The 22,755-nt window shown below is 73.0% G+C and carries 10 protein-coding genes, 1 tRNA gene and 1 pseudogene; 7 read left to right on the top strand and 5 right to left on the bottom strand.

Features of this window, described 5'->3' with window-relative positions; all coding sequences use genetic code 11:
- Positions 1–17: 17 nt before the first annotated feature.
- Entirely contained in the window at positions 18–2,858 is a 2,841-nt protein-coding gene (locus IPH07_05465) for a helix-hairpin-helix domain-containing protein (protein ID MBK6916829.1), read from the bottom strand.
- A gap of 314 nt (positions 2,859–3,172) precedes the next feature.
- Here IPH07_05465 and IPH07_05470 point away from each other — a divergent pair.
- The 4 genes from IPH07_05470 to IPH07_05485 all read left to right on the top strand — a co-directional run bounded on the left by IPH07_05470 (position 3,173) and on the right by IPH07_05485 (position 14,233).
- Positions 3,173–3,246 (top strand) — tRNA-Met (locus IPH07_05470).
- Positions 3,247–3,467: 221 nt separating this feature from the next.
- Positions 3,468–9,227 carry a translocation/assembly module TamB domain-containing protein gene (locus IPH07_05475; protein MBK6916830.1) on the top strand — a complete coding sequence of 1,920 codons (5,760 nt, stop codon included), beginning with the start codon at positions 3,468–3,470 and terminating at the stop codon, positions 9,225–9,227.
- Between the two features lie 54 nt (positions 9,228–9,281).
- Positions 9,282–13,334, top strand: a complete 4,053-nt coding sequence (locus IPH07_05480) for a BamA/TamA family outer membrane protein (GenBank protein MBK6916831.1) — start codon at positions 9,282–9,284, stop codon at positions 13,332–13,334.
- A gap of 209 nt (positions 13,335–13,543) precedes the next feature.
- Entirely contained in the window at positions 13,544–14,233 is a 690-nt protein-coding gene (locus IPH07_05485) for an FkbM family methyltransferase (GenBank protein MBK6916832.1), read from the top strand.
- A 3-nt stretch (positions 14,234–14,236) separates the two neighbouring features.
- Here the strand turns inward: IPH07_05485 and IPH07_05490 are convergent, their stop codons facing one another.
- Positions 14,237–14,722 (bottom strand): peptidylprolyl isomerase, encoded by a 486-nt coding sequence (locus tag IPH07_05490; GenBank protein MBK6916833.1) that lies wholly within the window; start codon positions 14,720–14,722, stop codon positions 14,237–14,239.
- A 44-nt stretch (positions 14,723–14,766) separates the two neighbouring features.
- Positions 14,767–16,386 carry a L,D-transpeptidase gene (locus IPH07_05495; GenBank protein MBK6916834.1) on the bottom strand — a complete coding sequence of 540 codons (1,620 nt, stop codon included), beginning with the start codon at positions 16,384–16,386 and terminating at the stop codon, positions 14,767–14,769.
- 169 nt (positions 16,387–16,555) lie between these two features.
- Here IPH07_05495 and IPH07_05500 point away from each other — a divergent pair, with 169 nt between their 5' ends.
- The gene (locus tag IPH07_05500; protein MBK6916835.1) at positions 16,556–17,374 is read left to right on the top strand and encodes a hypothetical protein; all 819 of its coding nucleotides are present in this window, start codon (positions 16,556–16,558) and stop codon (positions 17,372–17,374) included.
- A 20-nt stretch (positions 17,375–17,394) separates the two neighbouring features.
- On the opposite strand, the gene IPH07_05505 is transcribed toward IPH07_05500, so the two are convergent.
- A complete protein-coding gene (locus tag IPH07_05505; protein ID MBK6916836.1) occupies positions 17,395–18,249 on the bottom strand; it encodes a serine/threonine-protein phosphatase in 855 nt (284 codons plus the stop codon).
- Entirely contained in the window at positions 18,249–19,742 is a 1,494-nt protein-coding gene (locus IPH07_05510) for an FHA domain-containing protein (protein ID MBK6916837.1), read from the bottom strand. Before IPH07_05510 ends, IPH07_05505 begins: the two co-directional genes overlap by 1 nt.
- A gap of 201 nt (positions 19,743–19,943) precedes the next feature.
- On the opposite strand from IPH07_05510, the gene IPH07_05515 reads away from it, so the two are divergent.
- The gene (locus IPH07_05515; protein ID MBK6916838.1) at positions 19,944–21,050 is read left to right on the top strand and encodes a hypothetical protein; all 1,107 of its coding nucleotides are present in this window, start codon (positions 19,944–19,946) and stop codon (positions 21,048–21,050) included.
- A 1,565-nt stretch (positions 21,051–22,615) separates the two neighbouring features.
- Positions 22,616–22,753: pseudogene (locus IPH07_05520) on the top strand (GPP34 family phosphoprotein).
- The last annotated feature ends 2 nt before the right edge of the window (positions 22,754–22,755 follow it).

Here is a 22,755-nt window from a genome sequence, read left to right on the forward strand (position 1 = left end):
GGCGGCGTGGCGACGCGTCAGCCCTTGCCGACGCGGTCCATGAGCGCGCTCAGATCGAGGTGGAAGTTGAGCGTGCGCTCGCGCTTGGGCTCGGCCTCGTCGCGCCGCGGTCCGCCGCGCTTGGGCCCACCACCACCACCACCGCCGCGCTGGCGCTTGTCGTCGCGATCGCGGTCGCCGCCGCGTCGATCGTCGCGTCCGCGCCGCTCGCCGTCACCGCGGGGACGCTCGGCGTCACCCTCACGGCGGGGCGGCTTGCCGGGTCGGCGATCGTCGCGTCGCTCGGGGCGCTCGGGCTTGGGCAGCAGCGCCCGCAGGCTCAGCGAGAAACGCTTGCGCTCGGCGTCGATCTCGATGACGCGTCCCTTCACGACTTGGCCGATGTGCACGACGTCGGCGGGCGACGCGGTGAAGCCGTGGGACAGCTCGCTGATGTGGACGAGGCCCTCGTTCGACAGGCCGACGTCGACGAACGCACCGAAGTTTGCGATGCGGGTGATGACGCCCTCGAGCTCCATGCCGACCGCGAGATCGCCGAAGCTGCGCAGCTTGGGGTCGAAGGCGACGCTCTCGAACGGCGGGCGACCGTCGACGCCGGGCGCCCGCAGCTCGGCCAGCAGGGCGTCCTGCGCGAGCGGTCCGAGCGGCTCGCCGGCGACGCTGGCGTGGCCGAGGTAGCGGGTGCGATCGATGCGGTCCACCAGCGCCGGGTCGGCCAGCAGCTCGGGCACCGTCAGGCCCAGGTCACGGGCCATCTGCGTCACCAGCGGGTAGCGCTCGGGGTGGATCGCGGTCACGTCGAGCGGCTGCTCGCCGCCGTGCACCCGCAGGAACCCGGCGCCCTGCTCGAAGCTCTTGCCCGCGATGCCGGGCACCTCGAACAGCGCCGAGCGGCTGCGCAGCGGACCCTTGGCCTCGCGGTGGGCGACCAGCGCGCGCGACGAGGCGTGGCTGAGCCCAGCGACCCGCGCCAGCAGGTCGGCGCTGGCGGTGTTGACGTCGACGCCCACCGCACACACCGCACTGGTCGCGGCTTGCTCGAGCGCGCCGCGCAGCTCCTCTTGATCGACCTCGTGCTGGAACTGGCCCAGGCCGAGCTTGCGGGCGTCGATCTTCACCAGCTCGCGCAGCGGGTCCTGCACCCGCCGTGCGACGGCGACCGCACGGCGCAAGGGCGGCTCCTCGCGCAGCTCGTCCTTGGTGCTGCGGGCCGCGGCCAGCAGCGCGATCACGTCGGAGTCGACGAACACCACCGGCAGCGCCTGGTGGGTTTCGGTGCCTGCGAGGGTCTCGCGGACCAAGCGCTCGAGCTCCCGCGCGCCGCCGGCATCCGCGATCGCGATCGCGGCCACGCCATGGGCCTCGATCAGCTCGACGAGGCGCGCCTTGGTCTGCGGCACCTGCTGCTTGGGCTGCAGCGGGAACACGGTGTCGTGCTCGAGCACGCCGCCGTTGGCGTCGACGACCGCCACGCGGCAGCCGGGCGCGAAGCCGGGGTCGATGCCCATCACCGGCACGGCGCCGAGCGCCGGTGCGAACAGCAGCGGACGCAGGGCGTCGGCGTAGGCCGCGATCGCGTCGCGATCGGCCCGCTCCTTGAGCGCCCGCCGCACGCCGTTGCGCACCGCCTTGCCGAGGCTGAAGTGCCAGGCCTCCGCGGCGGCGTCGAGCACCTGTCCGCCAGCGTCGTTGTCGAGGATGCCGAGCACTTCGCGGCAGCAGGCCTCGATCTCGGCGGGATCGATCTCGATGTCGATCGACAGCACGCCCTCGCGCTCGCCGCGGTGCAGCGAGAGCAACGTGTGGGCGAGGATGCTCGCGCAGGGCTCGGGCTTGTCGGCGAACTTGGCCCAGCGGGCGGCCTTCTCGCGCTTGTCGTCGGCGATGTGCACGACCAGACGGCCGCGCTCGAGCAACAGCTGGCGCAGGCGCATGCGCAGGGTCGGCCACTCGGCGATGCGCTCGGCGGCGATCGTGCGGGCACCGGCCAGCACGTCGTCGGCGGTCGGCAGGGCCTCGCCGACGCGGGCTGCCGCCCACGCGAACGGATCGCGCAGCAGCTCCTCGGAGGCGGTCTCCTCGGGCTCCTCGGGCTCGTCGGCCCCATCGCCCGCCTCGGCGGGGCCCGCCGCGTCGTCGTCGTCGGCCTGGGCCGCGTCGTCGGCCTGGGCCGCGTCGTCGGCCTGGGCCGCGTCGTCCTCGGCGGCATCGTGGTCGTGGTCGTGGTGGTCGTGCGCGCCGTCGTCGTCCTCGTGCCCACCGCCCACGTGATCGCCGGCATCGGCCTGGGCTGCGCCGTCATCGTCGTGGGGTGCGGCCGTCAGCTCGCCGGGGTCGCCACCGTCGCCGCCGCCGTCGATCTGCGCGCCGTCGTCGGTGCCGGTCGCCGCCGCGGCGTCGCGCTTGCGGCCGCGTCGACGCTTGCGCTTGCGCCCGCCACCTTCGCGGGGGGCTTCGTCGGCGCGTCGGTGCTGGCGCAGCTCGGCCAGGGTCGCGTCGGCCAGTGGGCCGTCGGTGCCGACCTGCAGCAGCGCGCCGGCCAACGGCGCCAGGCCTTGGCCGCGGGCCTTGGCCGCGGGACCGCGCTTGCGCTTGCGCAGCAGCACGCGGACGTCGTCGAGATCGATCGCGTGCACCGCCGCGCGGATCATGGTGTCGAGCGCGGGGTGAAGCGCGCCGCGATCGCGCAGCTCCTGCCGCAGCGACTCGCGCTGGAACTCGAACGCGGCCGCCCGCACGGCGGCGGCCTGGATCCGCTCGAGCTCGCGGACCGCGAGCCCGCCGACCCGATCGGATCGGTGCCAGGCCACGAAGGCCGGCTGCGCGCCCTCGGCGAGCAGCGCGAGCGCGGCCTCCACCGACTCCCTCGGTAGACCCAACGCGAGAGCGATCGGCCCCGAGAGAACGGGGGCCGAGAGGGCGGCACGTACGGCGTCCACGTCCATAAAGGCGCACGACAGTACGGATCGCGAGTGTGTGCGGTCAATAGCGGACTGCCGGCGTCGGCGGGCGACGCTCCGCTGGCGGCCGGGCCCCCTCGAGCGCCGACCCGCACCCGCGAGGTGCCATCGGCCAGCCTCCGCGATGCCCGCAGGGTGCGGCGTCCCTGCTCTGGCGCGTCGACGGGTGTTGACGCGCCGCGAGCCATCGCGTACAAGCCCATTCCACTCGTTGCGGGGTGGAGCAGCCAGGTAGCTCGCCGGGCTCATAACCCGGAGGTCACAGGTTCAAATCCTGTCCCCGCTACTACCACGACGGCCTCGGAGGGCGACCTCCGGGGCCGTTCGCGTTTGGGGGATCGCACGGCGATCCGTTCCGCAGCCGCGTCGCCGCGTCACCCGCCAGGCCCCTGCCCGCGGTTGCGAGGCCCACGGCCGGGGCCGCGTCGCGGCGTCGGGGCGCCGGTCGCCCGCCCGGGCAAAGGGCCCTCGGGGCATCGATGCTAACGTAGACGCGAAGCGCCGCCCTTGACCCCTGCAGGTGCCATCGCCGCGTCGCGGCCGTACGACGCCGAGCTGCTCGCCTTCGGGCGCGAGCGGCTCGAGCGGCTGTGCGGGCGCCTGCGGGTGCGGCATCTCTATCCGGTCGGCGCCGATCCGGCGCTGCTGTTGATGGCGTGGCAAGAGCTCGATCGCCGCCGCGCCGTCGCGAAGGCCGGACGCTCGCGGCGGGGCGATCGGCGGCAGCTGGCGGCGATCCTGGCGGCGTACGTGAAGCGCGATGCGGTCGCCCGCGACATGCGACTGCTGTTCGATCTACCGGCGGCGCGCAGCGAGTCGATCCGGCGGCTGCCGGCGGTGGTCGAGGAGGCCGTGGCGGCGCTGCCCGAGCCGCAGCGCGTGCCCATGCGCGCGCACCTGCGCGACGAGGCCGAGGCCGCGACGCCCGACGTGCGCGCGTGGCGGATCTTCCACGACGCGCTGGTGTCGAGCCTGCTGGCACGGCCCGAGACGATCGCGAGCCTGCACCCGCAGATCGTCGCGCGGCTGGCCTCGCCGCAGCCGCTCGCGCGACGGCACCCGCTGGCGACATTGCTGCTCATCCGTCTGCCGCTGCAGCTGGTGCTGCTGGTGTTCTCGCTGCTGAGCGTCGCGTACCTGGGCGCGTACATGTTCTTCAACGACGCGGTGCTCGGCGCGTTCGTCAGCGGCAAGGTCTCGGGTCTGCTCGAGGGCGAGCTCGAGATGAAGAGCATCCACTGGAACGGGCGGCTCATCCTCGACCTGCTGACCGGCGAGCCCAGCTACGTGGTGGTCGAGGACATCACCGTCTACGAGCCCTACAAGAGCTACGGCGGCGAGCGCCGACCCACCGCCCACGTCGAGCGGGTCGAGGCCACCCTGGTGTTGCACGAGATCATCCCGTGGAACCGGCTGGCGATCCCCGCGATGTTCGAGGTGCCGTGGATGCTGCACTTCGACGAGGTCACGATCCACGGCGACAGCTGGTTCACCGTGCGGGGCTATCGCGACGAGCACGACTCGCGCGGCGAGGTCGCGCTGCTGGGACTGCGCGACGCGTTCCAGCTGGTCGACCAGACCCCCAACGATCGCCGCGGCCTGTCGTTCGCCGTCGACCACGCCTCGCTCGAGCACGTCGACGTCGACGTCGACTACCGCGAGCTGTCCGGCTGGCGCTTCGACGCCGGCTTCGACGCCGGCGAGTTCGGCCTGCGCTTCGTATCGATCCACCCGCTCGGCGGCATGCCGCGCTCGCTGCCGTTCTCGTTCGACCTGCGCACCCAAGGCGGCGGCGGCGAGCTCGTCATCGACGACATCTGGGTGCCGCTGGCGAACTTCGACGGCGTGCACATGTACGCCGGCACCGCGGACGCCGACTACGGTGACGTCCGCTTCGTCGCCGGCGCCGACGCGTCGGGCTCACGCGTCGATGCCGACGGCGTGCTGCGCTACGCGCTGACGCGGATGATCGATCCCGCGACCGAGCCGCTCCCCTACGGCACCGCGGTGGTGTGGGGGCCGGCGCCGGTGGTCGAGCTGCGCGCGGTGACCCGCGAGGCCGGCGGCATCCTGGCCCACACCCTGGCCGAGCTCGAGCTGCCCGAGTCGGCGGCTGACGGCACCGGGGCCGCCGTCATCGCCCGCATCGAAGGGCCCATCTCGGAGCCGGTCTACCACCTCGAGGCCGAGGGGCTGGTGCTCGATCCGCTCGACGAACCCGCGTGGACCGTCGACGACGCGCGGCTCTCGGTGCGGCTGGCCAGCGAGCCCGCGCCCGAGCGCTGGGCGGCGTACTACGAGGGCCCACGACTGGTCGCGACCTTCGACGCCTTCGAGGGCGCCGTGCTCGACGGCGGCGTGCGGCTGCGCGACGGCACGGTCGCGACCGTGGTGCTGCCGGCCAACGAGCGCGATGCGATGCTGCTCGACGCCGACATCGACCTCATCGCGATCAACCCCGCGCAGCTGGTGCCCGACGATGCGTCGCTGGCCGCGACCGCGGCTGGCAGCGCCAACGGCCGGCTCGCGGTGCACGAGCTGCGGCTCGGTCCGGTCGCGGTCGCCGATCCCCGCAGCGACGGCACGCCGGCGCCCGACGAGTTCGGCATGCAGTTCACGCGGCTCGAGTTCGACGAGGTCGCGATCGTGCGCGACCGCGGACCCGCCGACGACGGCGTGCCGCGGCACCTGGGCGTCGACGGCATCCTGACGATCGACGAGCGCGGCGCGATGACGTGGGAGGACCTGCGGCTGACGACCGACGGTGCGACGCTCGCGACCACCGGCGCGCTGGATGGCAGCTGGTCGTCGATGCGCAGCACCTCGCTGCAGCTCGACATCGACGACGGCGCCGCGTTCTCGCGTGCGTTCGGGCTGCCGGTGCTGGTCGACGAGCTGCGCGCGCAGCTCGACCTGTCGGGCCCGCTGTCGGCGCCCAACGGTCGCGACGGCAAGCTGATGGTGCGGCCGCACGAGGGCGCGGTGCTGGGCGATACCCACACGCGGCTGTGGGTCGACCGCGGCGTGCTGCACCTGGCTGGCGACGACGTGCGGGTGCTCGGCGCCCGCGGCAAGCTCGACGTCGCGGTCGAGCTGTTCCAGCGCGGCCAGCCCACCGACGATCCGCGGATCCGGGCCTACGTCGATCTCCAGGGCGTCGACCTCGGTGCGCTGACCGGCGGTGAGATCGAAGGCATGGCCGACGTCGAGGTCGACGTCGGCGACGGCGACGGCAAGTCGGCGCGGCTGTCGGAGCTGCGCGTCGGTGGCACCGCGTCGGTGCCGACGTTGCGCTACGGCGGCACCGCCTACCGCGGGGCCGAGGTCGCGTTTCGTTACGCCGACGACGAGCTCGCGATCGAGCAGATGGTGCTGCCGTTGCACCGTCGCACCGCGCCGTCGATGGGCGGCGCCAGCGAGATCGAGACCGGCCGCATCGTCGCCGACGGCACGGTGCGCCTGCAGGACGACCCCGAGCTCGACCTGCACGTGCTCGCGCGCGGGGTCCCGCTCGAAGTGGTCGCCAGGTTCGTCGACGCCGAGTCGCCGCTGCGGGGACAGATCGGCGCGGGCACCGAGTTCGACGTCGGCGGCACGCTGTCGCGGCCCGCGGTCGAGGGCAAGATCACCCTGGTGGGCCTGTCGGCCTATGGCATCGCGCTCGGCAGCGGCGCGCTCGAGATCGAGAGCGACGACGCGGCCGCGGTGGGCTCGCTGCTGGCCCACCGCGAGGTGTGGGCCAAGGGCGAGCTGTCGACCGGTGAGCGCCGCGGCGGTCGCATCGACTGGTCGATCGACGCGGTGGTCGCGATCGGCAAGCGCACCAAGGCCGGCACCACGCCGCCGATCGCCGCGCAGGTCGACGTCGGCTTCGATCGCATCGCGCTGCCGTTGGTGCTGCGGGCCTCGGGGGTCGATCCCGAGGGATTGCAGGGCGAGCTCGAGGGGCTGTCGGCCCACGTGCTGACCTGCAACGGTCGCGGCGCGATGCTGTCGGACTGTGTCGCGCGGCAGGACCCAAGCGGCGCCCAGAGCCTGGCCGTGACGCTCGGCATGGATCGCGCGTGGGTGCGGGCGCGCTCGCGCTCGGCGGTCGCGCAGCAGCAGCGCGCCAAGGCCAGCAACCCCTGCACGGTCGCGGGCACGCTGTGCGCCGATGGTCTGCAGGCCACCGTCGACGGCGAGCGCCTGCGGCTCGAGCAGCCGCTGCGGCTGCACTCGGCCGAGGGCACCAAGGCCGAGATCGCCGGCAGCTTCGATCTGCAGACGCCGCCGCCGGCCCCACCGGTGGTGGCGGCAGCCGCATGTCGGGCCCCGCCGCCGCCGCCACCCAAGCCCGAGGGGCTCGCGCCCGACGACACCACGGCCCCCGGGCACGCGACCCTGCGCGGGACCATCGCGCTCGGTGCACTGCAGGCGATGCTCAGCCCGCTCGGCATCAACACCGCCAAGGGCTCGCTCGAGGTCGACCTCGCGGTCGACGGGCCGGTGCAGCAGCCTGCGCTGGCCGGCCGCATCGACCTGCGGCGCGGCGGCGAGAGCCTGTGGCTGCAGCCGAGTGGCGTACCCACGCCGCTCGAGTTCACCGAGATCACCCTCGGCATCACGCCGCAGTGGCTGTCGGCCCGCGGCACCCTCGAGGTCTACGGCGAGTCGCTGCAGTTCGGTCAGGTGGCGGGCGAGCGCACCGGCGTCGCGTTCGCGGGCCCCTGCAGCGGTCACTTCGACCTCGCCGCCGAGGGCACGCTCGGCGTGCGCTTGCTGGCCCAGCTGGTCGGCGACGCGGCCGCGGGCGCGCAGGGTGGCATCGACGTGCGCCAGGCGGTCGCCAGCGGCACGCTGTCACCGTTCACGCTCGAGCGCGCCGAGGGCACGCTCGGCTTCTTCGATCACGATCTCTCGCTGGGCGCGTTCGCCGGGCTCGAGTCGGTCACGCTCACCGGTGGCGAGGTCGAGCTGGCGCGCTGTGGCGGCAGCCACGACTGCAGCGCCGCCGACATCCCCGACGGCGCGATCGCGTTGTACGTCGGAGCCCGCGGCGCGCCGGCGCCGAGCCCCGGCCCCAAGGCGATCCGTGCCGAGTTCGGCAGTCGCGGTCGCGCCAGCCTGTGGGGCCGCGCGTACGTCGACGGCACCACCTTCACGCCGCTGCACACCGAGCTCGACGTGCGACTCGACGACGTTGCCTATCGCAACTACGACGCCCGTGGGCGGCCGGTCGCCGAGGCCGAGGTCTCGAGTCCGCTGCTGGCGCTGCGCGGCACCGATCCGATCGTCGTGAAGGGCGACGTCGAGCTGGCCCGCGCGCGCTACGTCAAGGACGCGATCCAGGGCGCCGACATCCTCGCGTTGACCGACAGCGTCGAGCTCGCCGAGGCGCCGCCACCCGACTTCGTGCGCAACCTGCAGTTCGATCTGCACGTCGAGTCCGACGACCCGCTGCGGGTCGAGAACAACATCGCCAGCGGCGTCGAGGCCAACGCCGACGTGGTCGTCAGCGGCACCTACGACGCCCCCGAGTTCGCCGGCCGCATCGACTTCGAGTCGGGCGGACGCGTCGACCTGCCGTTCCTCACCGGCACCTACGAGCTGCAGCGCGGCCGCGTGAACCTGCTGGGCGACATCGACGAGGCCGAGGTCGATCTGTTGGCGTTGCGGCAGGAGCCGATCTACGTCGACGCGCAGCCGCGGCAGCTGCAGCTGCTGTTGGCAGGCACGCTGGCCGAGATCCGCTGGACCTGCCTCACCGACGGCGACACCGGTGCGGCCCAGCAGACCGCACGCTCGTGCTTCGACTACCTCGTGCTCGGCACCGGCGACGTGCAGGTGTCCGAGGCCGACGTGCGCCGCTTCGGCGGAGGCGGCCTCTCCGAGGCCCGCAAGCCGCTGCAGGTCGTCGGGCACGTGACCGAGCTCGACCTCGACGAGCGGGCGGCGAAGGCGGTTCCGCGTGCGCGCGGCTACGTCCCCGACATGCGCCTACGACTGGGGCAGATCGGCCCGGAGCTGCAGGTCTCGACCCCCCGCTCGTGGTTCGACTTCGACTACGGGCGGCTGTCGTTCGGCTGGGACTACACCCGCGGCTATCCCGGCTTTTTCCTGCGCCAGAGCCGTCAGCTGACCGTGCGACTCGAGCTGCTCGAGCCCATCACGCTGGAGTTCAGCCGCCGCATCCGCTCCTACCTCAACCAGCGCGTGGTGTTCGATCCGCTCACGCAGCGCACGGTCGAGCTGCGCTTCGACGTCTCGGTGCCGAGCGCCAAGTGAGCCCCTGCGCGCCCGCGAGGCGCGGCCAAACCGGGTGACAAGAGCGGCGGACCTGTGCGATCCCTTCGGGCGTTCGTGCGCGCGACCACGGCAGTTGTGCTGGCCTGCTGCCTCGCGCTGTGGTCGGCGTGGGCCCGGGCCGAGCCGGCCGAGCCGACACCGCCCCGGCGTGAGGACGGCGGCGTGGTCGAGCGCGGTGACGCCGAGCTCGCGGCGCAGGACGAGATCGATCGACGCGCGCGCGAACAGGAGATCCGTGCGGCCGCCCAGGACGCCGCCGGTGACACCGACGATCCCGCCGGCGACACCGACCCGCCCGCCGGCGACACCGACCCAGCCGATACCGACACCGACGCCGACGATCCCGAGGTCGACGCGGCGGCGGTCACCGACGCGGCTCCGCCGGGCACGGCGCGCGAGCAGACCGACGCCGTGCTCGCGGACGACGGCTCGGCCCCCGGCGCGATCGAGATCGCGGATCCGATGGCACCGGTGGAGGCCGCGCTCGAGGGCCTGCGTGAGCACGGCATCTCGGTGTCGCCGCCGACGCGCACGTCGAACCGCCTGCAGGGCGACGTGCTCAAGACCACCCTTCGCGGGTCGGAGCACGCCTACGTGCTGTTCGTGCTCGAGAACGTCGCGGCCGACGGCTACCTCGTGCTGCTACGGCCGCTCGATCGCGATGTCTACGAGTTGGTGGTGCTGCGGGCGCGCCCCGGGCAAGAGCGTGGGCTCGCGCTCATCGGGGTCGACGACGTCGACATCGAGGGCCAGTTCCGCGGCGGCGAGGGCCCCGACACCATCGGCAAGCTCATCGACGTGCAGGCGGGCTTGCTGCTGCCGATCGAGGTCACCGACACGCTGCGGCAGACCGGCTACCGCGCGACCTTGGTGCCGATCGGTCCTGGCCACGTGCGGCTCGCCGTGCGGCCCGGTCGCGCGATTCGTCGCGTTCGCGTGCACGGTCACACGCCGTTGTTCGAGCGCGAGCTGCGACGGGTGCTGTCACTCGACGCCCGCCCCGGCTCGCTGGCGCCCACGCAGTGCATCGACAAGACGCTCCTGCGCACCCGCGAGCAGCGTCGCAAGCTGCCGCCGCTGTGCCGCGCGGGTGACCTGGTCTGCGAGGCATGGGAGCAGATCGAGCGCACTCGCATCGAGCGCTACCTGTTCGACGAGGGCTACTTGAAGGGCGAGGTCCGCTTCGCGTTCGCGTGCGGCAAGCACCCCGGCGAGGCCGATCTGCACGTCGTGCTCGACAAGCACCACGCCTTTCGCACCAAGAACCCGGTCGTCACCGGTAACCTCGGCACGCCCGAGCAACGCTGGGTGCGGCGGGTGTTCAAGCCGACCTTCGGACCGGTGCTGCCGATCCCCAAACGCATCACCCGCAAGCACGTCGAGGACGCGCGCGCGAAGGTCGAGCACGAGTACGCGGTGCCGCGCGCGGGCCCCAGCGGCCGCGCCCGTCGGGCGCTCGCGCTGCCCTACCCTGGCGTGCGCGTCGAGACCAACTTCGACCGCCTGCGGCGCAGCGACGTCACGACCAATCGCACCATCGAGCTGAAGGTCGACGTCCAGCTCGGCAAGGGCGTCGCGACCGATTTCCTCGGTGAGTCGCGGCTGTCGGAGAACCGCCTGCGTCGACAGCTCCAGCTGTTCGATCGCCGCGAGGCCGCCAATGCCGGCACCGCCTCGCGCGAGGCGGCGAACCTGCGCAGCTACTACCAGGATCGCGGCTTCATGCTCGCCGAGGTCGATGGCGCGTTCCAGGACTTCGGCGGCCTGCACAAGCTGACCTTCAGCATCCAGGAGGGCCCGCGCGTGCGCGTGCGCGCGGTCGACCAGACGACGCGCGGTCGGCTGCTGCCGCAGGTGCAGGCCGACATCGACCGCGAGATCGGTCGCAGCCGCGAGCTTCGCAGCGGCGCGGCGTTCAGCGACGTCGCCGCGCGCAAGCACCTCGCGACCGTGCTCACCGCCTACGCCAAGCGCGGCTACCTCTGCGCTCGCGCCCAGGTCCGCGTCGGCTTCTGGAAGGGCGCGCTCGACGAAGACGGCCAGTCGGCGGTGCTCGACCTCGGCCAGGTCGGTGAGGACAGCGGCGCCGCGGCGTGGCTGAAGGCCGCCGGCTCCGGGTTGTCGGCCCAGGGGCTCGACGCGCTGATGAAGCAGCGACGCGCGGGCCTGTGGGTGCGCGTCGAGGTCGACGCGGGGCCACGCGTCATCACCTCGGGCCGCGAGCTGGTGCGCCACCTCGAGGTGCAGATCCCCGGCTCGCGCGAGGTCGACGCGCTGCCCGAGACCACCGGCGCCTGGGGGCCGCCGCGGCTGTTCCGCGACGGCCCGCTGCGCCGACGCAACGACGAGAGCGCCGGCCGCATCCCGGTGCGCTTGACGCTCGACCGCGAGGTCGAGCGCGACATCGTGCGGCGCTACCAAGCCAGCGGCTACCCGCTGGGTGACGCGGAGCTGCGGTGGCTCTACACCGATCGCGCCGGCGTGGTGCACCGGCTCGCGAGCGCCGACCGGCTCACCGAGCCCGAGGTCGGGCTGTGCGAGGACCATGCCGCCGACGAGGCAGTCACGGTCGACACCGAGCTCTCGGTGTACGAGGGCCGTCGCGCCCGCTTCGGTACCACGTTGGTGCGCGGCAACTTCAAGACCCGTTACCGGCGGCGCAACGGCAAGCCGGCGGCGCTGGCCCGCGAGATCGAGTGGCACGAGGGCGACGCCTACAGCCGCACGCTGGTCGACCGCACACGCGCAGGCATCGACGGCATGGGCGTGACCGAGAACGTGGCGATCCGCCAGCAGGAGCAGAACTGCACCCTCGACAGCGATCCATCGCGGCCGTGCGTGGTGCACCAGCTCATCAGCGTCACCGAGTCGAAGGACCGTGGCATGGACCTCGAGTGGGGCTTCGGCGGCGCCACGCTCGACCCGCTGTACGCGTTCGTGCGGCCGACCTTCCCCAACATGTGGGGCACCGCGTGGGACCTCGCGTTCGACGCCCACGTCGGCGCCAACCTACCCTCGCTGCGCAAGGCGTTCTGCGCCGGCGAAGACTGCTACGAACGCTCGGCCCGCACCTCGCTGACGCGTCGGCGCATCGGCGGCAGCCCGCTGACCTTCGACATCACCGGTCAGGTGCAGCGCCGCGTCACGCCTGCGCGCGGCCAGATCGACAGCGCACTCGGTCACGTGCGCCTGACCTGGCCGGTGAACCGCAACTGGCAGGTCTACATCGGCTATCTGTTCCAGGCGGCGAACATCTCGAAGGACCTCATCAAGCCGACGCTCGGGGCCGACAGCGGCTGCGGCAGCACCGGCACCGGCAGCTGCCGTCCGCCCAACCGCGGCGAGTCGATCGTGCCCGATCGCACCGGCGCGCTGCAGACCGGCGCGCGCTGGGAGAAGGTCGACAACGCCTTCAACCCCGACGACGGCATCATCGCCACCGCCGACGCGATGTTCGCGTCGCCGTGTCTGGGCGGGCAGGACTGGTGGATGCGCTTCGATTTCGGCTGGGAGCACTTCATCCCGCTGCCGGGGGCCGGCCGCCGCTTCAACTTTCGCTACGCGCTGACCTACGGCCACGAGGTGCCGATCCCGCTCACGCGGACGTGTGGTCGGCAAGGCGGCGCCCGCACGACCAGCGTGCCCGAGGTGTGGCGCTACTTCGGCGGTGGCACCCGCGACCTGGGCCTGCGCGGCATCCTGCCGCAGACCATGCTGCTCGACGTCGAGCAGATCCGTGGCCCGTTCGGCACCCACACCCTGCGGCCGACCGCGGAGGGCGGGCACATCCGCGCGCTCGGGACCGTCGCGCTGCAGTTCGTCAGCGTGCGCAACTTCCTGGGCGGGCGGCTGGCGCACTCGGTGTTCCTCGACTTCGGCGTGCTCACGCCGCACTGGCGGCAGGTGGTCTTCAACCGCGACTTCCGGCGCTCGGTCGGCGTGAACTTCATCAAGTGGGACATCCGCATCGTGACGGTGTCACTGGGCTACGCGGTGCTGGTGCCCAACTGGATCTGGAAGGGCAACGTGCGTGCGGTCGACGACCACAACGGCCGCTTCGTCTTCGACGTCGGCGCGACCTTCTAGTACCTCGACACAGCGATTGTGATGGGTCAGAACGCCGTCATGGCCGCGACTCCGCAAGGCGCCGTGCCGCGGGAATACCGGGCGTATTTCAAGGTGCGGCAACGCAGCGAGGCGCGGTCAGGGCGGTGTTATGGCCCGTCACAATCGCTGTGTCGAGGTACTCGCCGCCGCCGCGGGCTCGCGCGGTCGCGTGGTATGGTCGCCGCCACATGGCCCTGCTGCGCGCGCTCTCGCGATCGATCAAGCACCTGCGCGAGCGGGCCGCGGGGCTCTCACGTCGCGTGGACTTCGAGCTGCCGTGCCAAGGCCTCGGCAGCGAGTACGGCCGCCACGCGGTGTGCCTCGAGCGCATCCGCCCCGGTGCAGTGGTCTACTCGTTCGGACTCGGGCTCGACATCAGCTTCGATCTCGAGCTCATCGATCGCACCGGTGCGATGGTGTTCGGCTTCGATCCCACGCCGCGTTCGATCGCCTACGTGAAGCAACAGGCGCTGCCGGTGGGCTTCGAGCTGCGCGAGTACGGCGTGGGTGATCACGACGGCGTGGTCACCTTCCACGCGCCGGAGAACCCCGAGCACATCTCGCACTCGATGGTCGCGCGCAAGGGCGCGGCGACCCACGAGTTCCCCATCAAGCGGCTGTCGACCATCATGCGCGAGCACGGCCACCGCCGCCTCGACGTGCTCAAGATGGACGTCGAGGGCGCCGAGTACGACGTGCTCGATCAGCTGATTGCACAGAAGCTCGACATCGATCAGCTGCTCATCGAGTTCCATCACCAGCTGCCCGGCATCCCACCGGCCCGCACTGCGCGGGCGCTGCAGGCCCTGCGTGACGGCGGCTGGGGCGTGGTGCACGTGGCCGCGAACCTGCGCGAGTTCTCGCTCGCACGACGGTGATGGTCACTTCTTCGGCGGCGGCGGAGCGCTCTGCACCCGGCCGCTCTCGCGCTCGGCCGCGGTCGCCGGGCGCACGGCCTCGACCCGCACGCCCATCGTGATCTTCTGATCCGCCAGCGGGTGGATGAAGCGCACCGTGACGGTGTCGGCATCGCAGTCGACCACGCGCAGTCGCACGGTCTGCCCGCCGGCGCCGGCCTCGAACTGCGCACCGACCTCGAGCTTGGCCTCGGCCGGGAACTCGCGCCGCGACAGCTGCCGCGTGGGGCCGTCGCCGGCGCGGCCGAAGGCCTCCTCGGGCGGGAACTCGAAGGTCGCCTCGGTGCCGGCCTCCATGCCGACCAGGCGCTTGTCGAGGCCGGGGATCAGCCCCGAGCGGCCCGCGAGGAACGAGATCGGACCGCTGATGTCCGAGTTCTCGATGATCTCTCCGGCCTCGTTCGTGATGTCGTAGCTGAGCGTGACGACGGTGTCGGGCGCGACCTTCATCAGGGCCTGGAGTATCGCACAACCGCCGGGGGCTTGGGGGCGCCCTACTCGGTCACGACCACCGCGCTGCCCTTCGCCGAGCCCGACGGGGCGATCGCGTGCCAGCCCTCGGGCAGCGCCGGCTCGGTGAAGCCGAACAGCCACCGCGCGTCGGCCGGCGAGAGGTTCACGCAGCCGTGACTGCGCTCGATGCCGAAGCCGGCGTGCCAGAACGCGCCGTGCAGCGCCACGCTGCCCTGGAAGTACTGCGTCCATGGCACGTCGTCGATCGAGTACGCCTCCTCTTCGATCGGCTGATCGCGCATCGAGGTGGCGATGTGCTTGATCTGCACCCGGTGCACGCCGACCGGCGTCATGCCCGGCTGCTTGCCGGTCGACACCATCGTCGCGAACACCGGCACGTCGCCCTCGTAGGCCACCAGCGTCTGCTCCGAGAGATCGATGTGCACCCACTTCTCGTCGGCGCCGACCCCGGGCGGTCGCCGCAGCTTGTAGGCCTCGCCGACGGCGTACGCCCGCAGCAACAGCCCGTCGGCGTCCTCGAAGTAGTCCACGGTGCCGATGTGGATCTTGCGGACGAACGGCCACGTGCCGAGGCGCTCGGGCGAGGTGTCGGTCTTGACGAGCACGTCGCTGCCCTCGGCCTCGCGACGCGACAGCGGCATCTCGCGGCGCACGAAGTAGATCGGCAGCGCGTCGGGGCCGTCGAGCACCCGGCCGCGGAACTTGGGCGGCTCCTTCTGGCCGAGCTGGTACTTGCGCGCGTACGAACCCCGGGTGGTGCGCAGGAATCGGCGCTCGCTCTTCACCTCTTCGCCGGCCTTGGTCACGTAGAAGCCGGCATTCATGTACTCCTTCACCACCGCCGGCACCTCCTCGGGCCGCTCGGCGGGCGCGGTCGGCATCGGCGTGCGACCGTGCTCGGCGATCCATGCCTGGCCGGCCGCATCGGCCTGGTCCTGCTCACCGAAGCTCGGCAGGCGGTGGAAGAACGGCGTGCCGTCGGCATTCACGCGCCAGTACTCGTAGGGCAGCACCGACTCGAGCGCCGGCTCGACCACCGTCGCTTGATCCTGCGGTGGCTCGCTGCCGGTCGCGACGCCGGCGGCGAGGCACACCCACCCGCGCGGGTAGACCTTGTGCCAGCCCTGCGAACAACCGCCGCCGAAGCTGCGCTCCGCGTCGACGCGGATCCGCGTGCCGCCGCGCAGCAAGCCGGCGATCGGCGAGGTGAGCTCGGGCCGCGCACGCACGATCACCGCCAGCGACGTGACCAGGCCGTGGCGAGGGAACGCGAGCTCGTCGTCGGGCGACAGCGGCGGCACCGGCACCTGCAGCGGGGGGTAGGCACTGGCGTGGCCGTCGGGATCGGCGATGCGCCACGGCGGGCGATTGGGATCGATCGCCGCGACCGCAGGATCGACCTCGCCGGCGCCATCGGTTGCGGGCACCGCCACGGGCGCGTCGTCGTCGTCGTCGTGCTGGGGCGCCGCGGGGATCGCCGGCTCCGACGCACCGTCCTCGGGCTCGACACGTGCGAGCGTGGTGTCGGCGGGCGACGCATCGGTGCTCGGTCGTGCGAGCTCGTAGCCGACCGCCACCACGCCACCGCCGAGCAGGAAGGCACCACCGATCTCGAGCCATCTCGTGCGCGCGGGGGTCATGGGTTCGGGGGCCCACCCTACTGTCGGCCCCGCGGGCTCGGCAAGCCGATCGCCCGAGCCACCCGCACGCGACCTCGGGGTCCGCGCGCGCGGCGGAACCAAGGAGGCCCGTCCTCGGCACGCGCGACCGTTGCGCGATCGACCGTGCTCGACCATGCTAGGCGGCGAGTTGAGGGTCCGCGCCCGCCGCTTCACCACCCATCGCCGCGCGTGCGTGCGCGCGTCCGCGGTCGCGTGCGCGATCGCATCGTCGCTCGCGACCCTGCACGCGGCCGACGCTGCGCCCGCGGCCGACGCTGCACCCGCGGCCGACGCTGCGCCCGCGGCCGACGCTGCGCCCGCGGCCGACGCTGCACCCGCGGCCGACGCTGCGCCCGCGGCTGGCGCGGGCTCGCCCGCCAGCGCGCCCGCGACCCGGGGCGCATGGCGACGCCCGCCGGTGCCGCCACGCATCGACGGCACCTACCTCGGCGCGGTGGTGTTGGGTGCCGCCACGCTCGCGCGGGTCAACACGCTCGACGCCGGTCCGAGCCCGTTCGCCGGGGCTGGCGGCCACCTGCGCGTCGGCCAGATGGTGCTGCCGTGGCTGGGCCTCGGGCTGTCGCTCGGCGGCTCGGTGGGCTACCGCAGCGAGCCCGATGCGGGCGGCATTCGTCAGCGCCTGGCGATGGGTCAGCTGCTGGTCGAGGGCACGTTCTTGCCGGTGCCGAAGCTGCCGCTGTCGCTGCGCGCGGGCTTCGGCTTCGGCGGCGGTGCCGTGCGACAGGCGGGGGTCACCAAGCGCAGTGGCTTCGGCGGCGCCGCCTTCACGGCCGCGCTGCGCTACGAGTGGTTCCCGTTCGCCAAGCGCTACCGGCCCGATCGCGGCGGTGGCTTCGGCGTCGGCCCCGAGCTGGGCTGGATCGGCGCGACCCCGGCGGCGCGCGGACGCCCGATGGCGAACGTGCTCTACGTCGCAGTCGCGATGACGTTCTACTTCGGCACCTGACGGGGCGCCGGCGCGTCGCGCTACGCCAGCGCGGTGCGGCGCACGAACGAGATGGTCGCGTCGGTCGAGACCGGCGCGATGGTCTGGCCGTGGAAGCGGACCAGCGCGACGGTGACGTTGTCGGGCCCGCCGGCCGCACACGCGGCCTCGGTCAGCGCGCGGCTGCTCGGCACCGGGTCCTCGTGACGCAGCAGGATCTCGAGCACCCGCGGATCGTCGAGCGGCCCGGTCAGCCCGTCGCTGCACAGCAGCATGATGTCGCCCGGTTGCACGCGCACGCGCACCAGATCGGGTCCGACCTTCTCTTGCACGCCGATGGCCTCGAGCAACATGTTGCGCTGCTTCACGTTGCGCGCCTGATCGGGCGAGATGCGACCGGTCGCGATCATCTGCCCGACCACGTTCTGATCCATCGTGAGCTGCTGCAGCGTGTGCCCGCGCTTGAGGTACGCCCGCGAGTCGCCGACCTGCACGATCACGATCTCGTCGCCGAACAACAGCGCCGCGGTCATCGTGGTGCCCATGCCGCGCTTGTCGGGGTGGGCCTTGGCGAAGTCGAGGATGGTGCGGTTGGCGGTGGTGACCGCCTGCAGCAGCGTGGCCTCGGCGACGTCGACCGATCCGATCGGCCCCTGTGCGCGCACGACCTGCTCGAGGGCACCGAGCGCGAGCTTCGACGCGAGGTCGCCCGCTGCGGCGCCACCCATGCCGTCGCAGACCGCGACCAAGGTGCCAGGTGGCAGCAGATCCCGCGTGCGTACGTCGGGCAGCAGACCGGTGTCGCCGGTCGCGAGGTTCAGCACCAGGAACGAGTCCTCGTTGCGCTCGCGGGCGCAGCCAACCTCGGTCCGGGCGAACACGTCGAAGCGGAGCATCAGTCCAGCCGTAAGCGTATGATCTGATCGCCGATCCGGAAAGTGTCCCGGTTGTGCAGCTCGGCGGCGCCGCGGATGCGGATGTAGGTGCCGTTGGCCGAGTTCAGATCCTCGAGGAAGACCGACATGGTCGCGCCGTTGAGCTCGAGCCGCAGACGGGCGTGCTCGCGGCTGAGGAACGGGTCGTTGGGGAAGATGATGTCGCCCGACTCGCGGCCGATCACGAGCCGGGCGCCCCGCAGGCCGTAGGCATCCCCGCGGATGCCGCCGCGGCCGAGCACCGCCAGCTTGCCCCACGCCGGCTGCAGCGGCGTGCCGAACAGCCGCGTGCCCAGCTCGTCGGGGGGTTGCTCCTCGGTGGGGCCATCGACGTTCTCGACCCGCAGGAGCTGGTGGCCGACCATGAAGGAGTCGCCGGGGTAGATCGGCGAGGTGCCGTGGATGCGGAGGAAGACCCCGTTCTGCGAGCCGGTGTCGACCAACCAGTAGTGATCGCCCTGCCGCTCGATGCGGGCGTGCGTCGGTGAGAGGAAGTCGTCGTCGGCGAACAGCACGTCGGCCGAGCGGCGACCGATGGTCAGTCGATCACCGACGACCGCGAACTTGTCGCCCTCGCTGCCGTCGCGACCGACCAGCACCAGCCGCGGTGTCTGCGAGCCCGGGTTGGTCGGCGCCGACGACTGCCCGCGCGCGCCGACGACCGGCTGCGACGGCGACGACTTCGACCACGGCCCCATCGGCTGCACGCCCTCGCGGGTCTGCTCCTCGCCCCGGCGGGCCTGATCCGCCTGGGCGATCGCGACGGCGGCGGCGAGCTGACGCGGATCGAACGCGGTGGTGGGCGCGTCCTCGGTGGCGGGTGGGTGCGCGGGCGCCTCGATCGCCGGGCGCGATCGGCCGGGCGGCACCGGGATCGTGTGATCGGCCTCGTCGACCTCGGGGCGGCGCAGCACCGCAGGCGCCGCGACCGTGCGATCGACCCCCGACGACGGTGGCGGGGCGTCGAAGCCCGGTGGCCGCGGCAGCGGCGGCCCGTCGGCGAACTGCGTGGCGCCGGTCTGCGCGGGCATCGGAGCCATCGGCGGGGTCGCACCCGGCATCGTCAGCAGCGGCGGCGGCATCGCGGCCGCGACGGGCGCAGCCGCGGCGACGCCCGGCATCACGGCGGGCGTCGGCACCGCGACCGCCGGCGGCATCATCACGGCCGGCGGCATCACGACCCCCACCGGTGGCGCCGGCCCACCCGGTGGCGCGGCGACGGTGCGATCGGGTGGCAACGGATCCGCATCGACCTGGATGATTCGAGTGTCAGGTCGGGCGAAGCGCTCGCGTTGGTTCTGGCCGCAGATCGGGCAGAAGTCGAAGCCGTTCTCCACCGGCGATCCACACCGTGCACACTTCAACCCGCCGATGTTGCTCGGGCTGCTGCGTGCGAACGCATAGCCGCAGACGCCGCAACCAGGCGATTCGCTGGCGACGTCGGAGCCGCACATGGGGCATGGGATGGTCCCCGCCATCGTCGTCGTCGGAGTCGCTTGCGAGTCGAGGCGGGCTGGGATAGACCCCGCTTCCGGTCGATGCACGAGCGTATCGGCCGGCCGACGGTCCGTCAATTGCCGAGGTCGAAGAAGATTGTCGTCGCACTGGACCGTCGCGTCGGCCGACGCGTGCGGCGTGCGGCGACCTGGTCGGCCGTGGCCTCGCTGCTCGCCTGCAGCCCGATCGTGCGGCCGCCGACCTTCACTGGGGCGCGCGACCAGGTCGCCGATGCGAGCCTGCGCGGGCCCTTCAACGGACAGATCGTCGACGCGGTCACCAAGAGCCCCATCGGCGACGCCACCGTGGTCGGCGTCTGGTCCTACGAGCGTGGCGATGGCCTGGTCGCGCCGGCCGGCTCCGACACCCGCGTGGTCCGAACCGATCGCGCCGGGCGCTATCGCATCGACGAGGTGCCGGCGCGTCGGCGCGGGCCGGCACCTCGCCTGGTCGGCTTCACGCTGTTCGTCTACAAGCGCGGCTACCTCGCGTACCGCTCGGATGTGCCGTACGACGGCGGCATGCGGGCGGATTTCGTCGCGCGGCACAACCGCATCGCGCTGCGCAAGTGGAGCGGCACCGACTCCCACGCCGAGCACCTGCTGATGCTGTCACCGCCGCCCGAGATCGAGCGCCTCACCGCGTGGGAGCGCGGCCCCGCGAACACCGCGCTGCTCGGCCGCGATCGCGGCACGCCCACGCCCGAGCAGCCGGGCCCGGCGGCGATCGAGGTGCTCGACGCGACCGCATTGCTGACCCCGGAAGAGATCCGACGGCGCACCGGCTACACCGACGCGTTCCAGATCGGCGAGCTCACCGATCTCGCGCGCACGCACTTCTACCACGGCGTTCACCTGCGCGCGGTCGATCGCGAGGAGCGCTGGGACGTGGGCCTGCGGGTGTGGAAGGATCCCCCGGGCGGCCTGCAGTCGGTGCTCGAGACCTTCCAAGCGACCCTGCCCGGCGTCGAGGCGACGCCGGAGATCACCGGTGAGACCTACGTGTTCGACAGCGAGAGCGTGCGCGCGGTGGCATTCGTGGATCGCGAGCGGTCGATCGCCGTGCTGCTCACCTGCGGCGCGATGCAGTGCGCCGACGTCGAGACCGCGCTGGTGCTCGCCCGCCACGTCCACGACAGCCTCGACGCGCTGCGCATGATCCCCGCCGATCAGGCCGGCACCGCGCCGAGCACCGCGCGATCGCCCGAGACGCCCGCACAACCCGGGGCCGACGCGACCCCGCCTGCGCCCGCGGGTGATCGATGACGCGGTGGTGCCATCGACTGGCGACCGCCGCGGTGGCGGCGACCTGCGGGCTCGTGATCGCAGCACCTGCGCGGGCGTGGGATCCCGCGCGCACACACACCGGCATCACCGAGCGCGCGGTCGCCCGTGGCACCGTGCACGCGCGGTGGATGCAGGGCAGCGGCGACCGACTGGGCTGGTTCACGCCGCTGCGCATCGAGCCGAGCCGACTCGACCCCGCCACGCGCCGCGCCCTGGTGGTCGCGATGCGAGAGGCCCACGCCGATGTCGGCGGGGTCGCGGCCGGGGGCCCGGGCGCATGCCCGCCGCAGCCGGCACCCAGCGAGACGCTGCAGCGCTGCGTCGACGCGGACGCGTGGGAGACCACCGCGCTGGGCTGGGTGCGGGTCGGCATCGCGCTCGAGGCGGTGCCGCGGGCTCGTCTGCTGCACCACTTCGCCGACCTCGACGATCCCGCCGCGCCCCGCTGGCACGCCCACGGCCGCAGCCGCGGCACGTGGCGCCGCATCGAGCGGCAGGCCGGTGGCACCATGGCCGCACGGGTGGCTCGCTCGGGCTTTGCGGGCACCGGCCCCTCGGCGATCGGCTGGCTCGCCGACCCCGACGATCCGTGGGCGCCGGCGGCGATGCATCGGCACCTGCGCGCGGCGTCACTGCTGGCCGAGCCCGAGGCGCGCGCGCAGGAGCTCGCGCTCGCCATGGTGGCGCTCGGCGCCACGCTGCACGTGATCCAGGATCTCACGCTGCCGGCCCACGCCCGCGGTGATCTGCTGGGCACGCGGGTGCCGCTCTCCGACGAGCGCCGCGATCGCGGCTCACCGCTGGCCGAGTACGCGCGCCTCATCTTCGCGCGGGCACTGCCCGCGCCGCTCGTGCTCGCGAGCGAGCCCACGGCGGCGCCGGCGGCCAGCCTGCGCGCGCTGTTGCTGGGCGACGCAACCCACGACGGCGTCATCGAGTTCACCGCCGGCCACTTCTTCTCCGACGGCAGCCTGCCGCCGCCGGTGGCGATCGATCCCAGCCTCGACGCGGCCGCGGCCGCGACCGCACTGCTGGGCGCGCACGCGCACCTCGACGACGCCGAGCGGGATGGCGCCGTGCTGGCGCCGTGGCCCGCCGACACCGGCTACGTCCGCACCACGACCGGGCGCGCACTCGCGGCGTGGCGCCGGCTACCCGACGGCACCGTGCAGCCCTACCTCGATCGTCGCATCCTGCGCGAGCACGCGCTGCGGTTGCTGCCGCTCGCCGTCGGCACGACCGCGGCCGCGCTCGAGCTGTGGTGGCCGGCGTGGCCCGATGCGCGCTGGGATCGCGCGTCGAACAGCTACGAGATCGATCGCCTCGAGGGCACTCACGACGGCGAGCTGACGGTGGTGATCGAGCAGGCCGACGGCCGCCGCACGGTCGCACGGCGCATCGCCCTGCCCCACCCGCGCAACCGCGTCCGCGGGATCACGCCCGATGCGATGCCCGAGGGGGCCCACATCGTGCTCGTGCTCGCGGCCACCCGCGACGACGGCACGCGGGTGCTCGTCGAGCAGCGACTCGATCGCACCGGCGAGCCCGACGCGGGCACACCCGAGGCGGGCACACCCGACGCGGGCACGCCCGACGCGGGCAAGCCCGACGCGGGCACACCCGTCGCGGGCACGCCCGACGCAGGCACACCCGTCGAGAGCACGCCCGACGCGGGCACGCCCGA

It is taken from the genome of Deltaproteobacteria bacterium, assembly GCA_016709225.1.
Taxonomy (GTDB): Bacteria; Myxococcota_A; Polyangia; order Nannocystales; family Nannocystaceae; genus Xiheibacterium; species Xiheibacterium phototrophicum.